2 protein-coding genes are annotated in these 7,145 nt (G+C 63.6%); both read left to right on the top strand.

Features of this window, described 5'->3' with window-relative positions; translation table 11 throughout:
- The first annotated feature begins 26 nt into the window (after positions 1–26).
- Positions 27–1,007, top strand: a complete 981-nt coding sequence (locus ACKWJN_RS13970) for a DUF1566 domain-containing protein (protein ID WP_408597867.1) — start codon at positions 27–29, stop codon at positions 1,005–1,007.
- 20 nt (positions 1,008–1,027) lie between these two features.
- A partial coding sequence (locus ACKWJN_RS13965) for a beta strand repeat-containing protein (protein ID WP_408597865.1) occupies positions 1,028–7,145 on the top strand: 6,118 nt, incomplete at its 3' end.

The raw sequence follows: 7,145 nt of genomic DNA, 5'->3' as shown, positions 1-7,145 counted from the left end.
CGATGTTTTCTACACAGCAACTTGAGATGACCCCACCCCCCACCCACACCCTGGCTCGCCTGCGCGCATGGACCCAACGCGTGCTTGGCATGCTGTCGCTGCTGGGCTTGAGCGCTTGCTTGGTGGCTTGCGGCGGCGGCGGCGGTTCCACACCCCGCTTCACCTGGGACGCCACCACCTCGACGCTCAAAGACAACACCACCGGCTTGTATTGGAAGGGTGTGACACCCGGCGACACTTTGACCTCTGGGCAACGCTACCCGACGGTGGACGAATTGCTCCTGCTGACCGACAAGGCCACGCTGTCGGACATCCCCACCCAGTTTTCTGCCACCTTGCTCAACAACGATTTGGTTTTTGCCGGCGACATCAACTACAGCGCTGCAGGTGCCCTGTGGGCGGTGAGTTTTGCCTCTGATTCGCGAGGCCTTGTTTATTACGATGCGCAATCGACAGATAGGCCGACAGAGGGCAGCGCCAAGCAACCCGTCGTGGTGAGTGGCAGTGCGGCGGCTTTCAACCGCAGCCGGGCCAGCAGCAACTATGCCTTGACGACCAACCGTGGCGTGATTTACGACACCCAAAACGATTTGAGCTGGAAGATGTGCAGCGAAGGTGCTACGGCGGGTGTACTGAGCTGCTCTGGAACACCCACCCGATTCACTTTGTCACAGCTGACTCAGTTTCAAACCGCAAATCGGACGGATGGCTGGCGTTTGCCTACCAAGTACGAGTTAGAAGGATTGATTGATCGCTCAAGGGGTGAGTTGCTCACGCCTGCCACTTACATGATTAATTCCGATGTTTTTGATCCGCAAACCGACAGCAATACTTGGTGGACTTTTCCGGTTGGAATTCCTGGTGACTCTCGTATTTACTGGACAGATTCTCAGTTGAATGGTGGCGCCAATCATGTTGTTGTTTCATTCCGCACAGGAGCTGTTTTCTTACCCGATCCGACTTACAGCTCGTACTTCGTGCGCTTGGTGCGCAACGGCAAGTACTGAGCGCCGAGATTGAGATGCGCATGAAACATTCCAACACCCCATCCTCTGCACTCATCCGCAGCCCTCGCTTGGTCGGGTCGAGTCGCTTCCGGCTGGATCCGCTGGAGCCTCGGATGTTGTTGTCCGCCTCCACCTTGGCCGTGCTGGTCGACGCGCTGACGGGTACGGAGGTGTTGACAGGCCACATCCAAGAAGACGCCACCTTGTTGGCGCAGCAGTCGGCTCCTGCCGACGCTGGCATGGGTGGGTCGGCATTTGCCGCGCCCGTGGCTTCAACAGGCGATGCCTCGGTGCTAGACGTCGGGGCGTCGGTGCAGCACGTCAGTGGCGCCACGGTGCGCGTGCTGGCTGGCGTGACGGTGGATGGGTCGGTCGGCGTTTCTGCGGCCACCTCCATGGCCACCACCGGTGTGGCAGTGGCGTTTGACGAAGCCTGGGCCAAGGTGCGCCAGGCCCTGAAAGACCAACCGGTGGAGGGCTGGTTTGAGTTTTTCCCGGGCTCCGATGCGAGCCCGAATGCCGACTGGTTGGCACGCGCCACCACGGCGGTGAGCTTGATCGAGTCTGGGCAACTGCCTTGGACGCAAGTGGCGGTGTCGGGGTCGGTGCTGGGCCAAGCCTATGCGGCGTTTGCCGTGCAAGGCCAGAACGGCGCGCCCAGCATTTTGGTCAACCTCGACCGCATCCAGGCGCTCACCAACGAACGCGATTTGGTGACGGTGCTGGTGGAAGAAATTGGCCACGGCATCGACTACTTAATCAACGCGGCGCATGACTCGCCCGGTGACGAGGGCGAGTTGTTTGCCGCCCATGTGATGGGCGTGGCCTTGTCCACCGAGGTGCGCACGCGCATCTTGGCCGAAGACGACAGCACCCAAATTCAGTGGCTGGGTCGCTCGGTGCGGGTGGAGCAGGCGTTGAGCATCACCACCGATTCATCGGCCACGTCGGTGAGTTTCATGGCGGACGATTTGGTCACGGTGACCGGTGCCAGAACCGTGGCGGCCAGTGCCAACATGCAAATTGGCATCGACAGTTTCAGCACCCTCAACGGCGGCAGCAACGGCACCGACAGCTTGACGCTGAAGTCGAATGCCAACGTGGTGGTGAAGTCCCAAGTGGGCGACACCGATCCGCTCAATGGCTTGACCATCACGGGCTTGACCAGCTCAACGGCGCCAACCTCGGTGACCTTCAATTCCAATGTGGTGCTGGCAGGCGACTTGACGATCAACTGCAGCGGCACGGTGATTTTTCGCGGTGACTTGACCCTGACCTCGGGCAACTTGAGCATCACCGGTGCCACGCAAATTTTGTTCGATGGGGCCGTCTCTTTGGCGGGGGGCAACATCACCCTTGAAGGCAACCGGATTGAATTCCAGGGCTCTGACTTCCGCTCCGACGGTGCTGTGCTGACCCTGCGCCCAGCTTCGCGCACGGTCGACATCCGTGTTGCCGACCCGTATTCACAGGTGGCGAATGCGTTGGACTTGAACTACGGCAACGGCGGCATTTTGTCCAAGGTGGCGCAGCACTCTTTTTCGAAAATCGTCATTGGTTACATCGACAGCGACTTGCATGCGTTCAGCAACGCAGGCAAGGTCTACATCGGCGCCAACTCCACCGCCACGCAGGCCACGTTTTCGTCGCCCTTGGAGGTGTACGGTTACGACATCCAGGTGGATGACCTGCAAGGCAACATCGGTTTGGGCGGCTCCTCGTTCGTGGTCTATGGCGACTTGAAATTAGAGGCCTACCGCAACATCACCTTGTACAACGCGGTCGAAGCCAAAACCGTCTCGGGCTTCACCGAGACCCTCAAGCCCGTGACCTTGTTCGCCAAGACGGGTGCGATAGCGCAGCTCAACCAAGCCGACAACCTAGGTGGCGACGGCATCTCCGCCGAGGCCCTGCGCGGCAGCACGCTCACCGCCACGTCGGTGACGGGCATCAGCCTGATCGCCACCGAGTTCGACACCGTGACCTTGCTCAACAGTGGCGCCACGGGTGGCATCACCTTGCAAGAGACCGCCAACGGAGGAGCGCTCACCGTTCTCAAAGCGCAGATCTCCAACGCGGCCAACACCAGCAACATCGACATCTCCACCTTGGGTGGGGTGTTGACTGTGGCCTCGACCGGCAGCGGCGGGTCTGGTGTGACCACGGCCAGCACCACGACGGGCAACATCAGCTTGCGTGCCAAAACCAATTTGGTGTTGAACCAAAGCGTGACCGCGCCCGGCACCATCAAGTTGGTGGCGGTGGACGGCAGTGTCAGCCAGGCCGCCAGCCAAAGCCTCAGCGCGACCCGCTTGTTGATTCAAGCGGCCACCGGGGCGGGCACCACGACCCAAGCCTTGCAAGCCAGCGTGCAACAACTGCGTGGTTTGGTGACCACCAGTGGTGGTTTGTTTGTGGACACCCAAGGCGGTGTGGTGTTGGATGCGTTGGTCACTGGCGATGCGGTGTCTGAAAGCTGGGACTTGTTGGGTGGCACGTTTGCACTCAACGTCACGGGCAACTTGGCCCTGCGTGTGCTCAACGGCACGCTGGACGTCAACAGCACGATCCAAGCCTTGGCCGTGAGCGGCGTGGCCGCGCAAGCGGGCAACGTGCGTTTGCAAACCTCTAAAACTGTGGCTGCCAGCAGCGTGCTGACCGTCAATGCCGCGCTGAGTGCGCAAGGCCATGTGACCTTGTTGTCGGACAGCGATGTGGTGTTGACCGCCACGGGCGATGTGTCGCTGACCACCGCCGGTAAAAACTTGGACATCGAAGCCACGCTGGGCGCGGTGACGATGCAAATCAGCGGCACCAACGAAGCCGTGATTCAAACCAACGCAGGCAATGTGCGCCTCAGTGCGGCCACGGCGGCCAAGAATGTGACTCTGGCTCAGGTCGATGCGCGCAGCGCGGCCGACCGTGCCACCCCCGCTTTGACGGGCCAAGCCAGTTGGGGCTCGGTGAGCGTGATCGCCGGTGGCTCGGTGATTGACGCCGACACCACCGCCGCCACCGATGTGTACGCTGCCAGCTTGCGCATCAACGCAGGTGGTGCCGTGGGTGTGTTGGTGGGGACGCCCAATGTGCTGGACGTGGAGGTGCAAAAACTCAGCGCCGTGGCTTTGGCCGGGGTGGTGGGTGTGGCCGATGCGAGTGCGCTGGAAGTGGGCAGCGTGGCCGCTTTCAGTTGGAACCGCGTGCAAGCCGATGGCAGCGTGCTGGCCGGGACGTCCGATGTGTTGCAGTCTGGCGTGAGCGCGGCCGATGGTTCGGTGGTGTTGACCGCCGCAGGCGCGCTGAGCGTGACCCAGGCCATTGCGTTGACGGGTACACCGTCGAGCACCGTGGGCAATTTGTTGTTGCAAGGCGCAGACACGGGCGTGAGCCTGAGCGCGGGGGTGACCACTGCTGGTGGCGCGGTGAGTGTGTTGGCGACCGCGGGTGATGTGGTGTTGGGTATCTCTTCGGACTTTGCGACATCGAATTTGAAAGGCGACATCACCTCAGGGGCTGGCACCGTTGATGTACAGGCCACCACGGGCGCGGTGACGATGCAAGTCAGTGGCGCCAACAAAGTGAAGATTCAAACCAACGCTGCCAATGTGCGCCTGAGCGCGGCAACCGCTGCCAAGCATGTGACGCTGGGCTTGATCGACACCCGCAGCACCACAGGGCGCAGCGGCACGGGCGATGCCGACCAAGCCAATTGGGGCTCGGTGAGTGTGGTGGCCGGCGGTTCGGTGCTGGACGCCGACACCACGGCCGTGGATGTGTATGCCAAGAACCTGCGTTTGAACGCGGGTGCAGGCATCGGCGTGTTGGGTGCCACACCCAATGTGCTGGACGTTGAAGTGCAAACCCTGAGTGCTGCGGCTGCGGCGGGCGGGGTGGGCTTGGCCGATGCCACGGCTTTGGAGATTGGCACGCCCGCGTCTGTGGCGTGGAGCAGCGTGCTGGCCACAGGGGCAACCACGTCCGGTACGGCCGATGCCGCCCAGTCGGGCATCACCGCCGCCAGTGGCTCGGTGGTGGTCACGGCGGGTGCGGTCTTGAGCGTGACGCAAGCCGTGGCGCTGACGGGCACACCGTCGGCCACCGTGGGCCATGTGTTGCTGCAAGGCGCAGGCACCGGCGTGAGCCTGAGCGCAGGCTTGACCACCGCAGGTGGATCGGTGAGCGTGATCGCCACCGCAGGCAGCGTGACTTTGGGGGCAGCGGGCGACATCACGGTGTCGGGCAGCGGCACGGTGGATGTGCAAGCGGCGCAGGCCGTGACCATGACCAACGCCGGAGGCGCAGGCACCAACAACGAAGCGGTGATCACCACCAGCGGCAACGTGAGCCTCAAGGCCACGGCCGGGGATGTCACGCTGGGTCAGATCAGCACGCCCACGGGCAAAGTGGCCATTCAAGCGGGTGGCGCCTTGGTTGACGGCGACACCTTGGTGGATGTGACCGCGCTGGGCCTGTATGTGAGCACGGGTTCTGCAGGCGCTGTGGGCAGCGGCAGCGATGCGCTGGACACGGCGGTGGACACGCTGTCGTTGACGGCAGGCAGCGGCGGTGCGTTTGTGAGCGAAAGCGCGGGCTTGGACACGGGCAATGTGTCGGTGGTGGCCAACCGGGTGGGTGCAGGCGGCGTGACGCAAGCGCAAACGGCCGTGGCCACCAGTGGCGCGGGCGTGCAAAGCACGGGCGCCTGGGTGGTGCAGGTGTTGTCGGGTGACTTGGCGGTCAAAGACGGCAGCACGGCAGCGGGCATCACCGCCACGGGCCATGTGTTGCTCAGCGCCGCAGGCGCGGTGGGCGTGCAGTCAAGCTTGACCAGCGCCGGCTCGGTGAGCGTGGTGGCGACAGCGGGCGACGTGACCTTGGCTGCCGCCGGCGACATCACCTTGAGCACGGCGGCCAAGACCGTGGACCTGGAGGCCACCGCAGGTGCGGTGGTGATGCAAGTCAGTGGCAGCAACAAAGCGGTGATTCAAACCAACGCGGGCAACGTGCGCCTGAGCGCGGCCTCGGCCGCCAAAAATGTGAGCTTGGGTTTGGTGGATGCGCGCAGCGACGCCAACCGCACCGCCTCTTCGCTGGCCGACCAAGCCAACTGGGGGGCGGTGAGTGTGATCGCAGGCGCTGCGGTGCTCGATGCCGACACCAGCGCCACCGATGTGTACGCCGCCAGCTTGCGCCTGAGTGCGGGCACTGGGGTGGGCGTGTTGGGCGCGACGCCCAATGCCTTGGACATCGAAGTTCAAAAACTCAGCGCGGTGTCGCTGGCCGGTGCGGTGGGTGTGGCCGATGGGAGTGGCCTGGAGGTCGGCACGACAGCCGCCGTGAGTTTGAGCCGCATCAAAGCCGATGGCACGCTGGACACGGCGATGACCGACGCCGCCCAGTCGGGTGTGAGCACGGCCAATGGCGCCGTGGTGTTGACCGCTGCGGGCGCCTTGAGCGTGACGCAAGCCGTGGCCCTGACGGGCACGGGCAACTTGTTGTTGCAAGGCGCGGGCACGGGCGTGAGCGTGACGGCTGCCTTGGGCACCGTGACCGGCTCGGTGAGTGTGGTGGCCACGGCGGGCGATGTGGTGTTGGGTTCTGCCGGTGACATCACGGTGGCGACCAGCGGCACGGTGGACGTGCAAGCCACCGCCGGTGCGGTGACGATGCAACTCAGTGGTGCCGACGAAGCCGTGATTCAAACCAACGCCGCAAACGTGCGCCTGAGCGCCGCAGCGGCGACCAAGAATGTGACGCTGGGCCTGATTGACGCGCGCAGCAACGCGGACCGCACGGGCTCGGCCCTGACGGGGCAAGCCAGCTGGGGTTCGGTGAGTGTGATCGCGGGTGGGTCGGTGATCGACGCCGACACCACCTCTGCCGCCACCGATGTGTACGCGGCCAGTTTGCGCCTGAATGCAGGTGGGGGCGTGGGCGTGTTGGGTGGTTCGGTCAACGGGTTGGAGGTGGAAGTCCAAAAACTCAGCGCCGTGGCTTCGGCCGGGGCGGTGGGTGTGGCCGATGTGAGTGCGCTGGAAGTGGGCACCGCAGCGGCCGTGAGTTTGAGCCGGGTGAAAACCGATGGCACGCTGGACACGGCGATGACCGATGCGGCCCAGTCGGGCCTGAGCGCGGCCA

The organism is Limnohabitans sp., assembly GCF_046052825.1.
In the GTDB taxonomy this organism is placed as follows: Bacteria; Pseudomonadota; Gammaproteobacteria; order Burkholderiales; family Burkholderiaceae_C; genus Limnohabitans.
The sequence above is the reverse complement of the archived record's forward strand: the minus strand, read 5'-3'. Positions and strand labels throughout refer to the sequence as shown.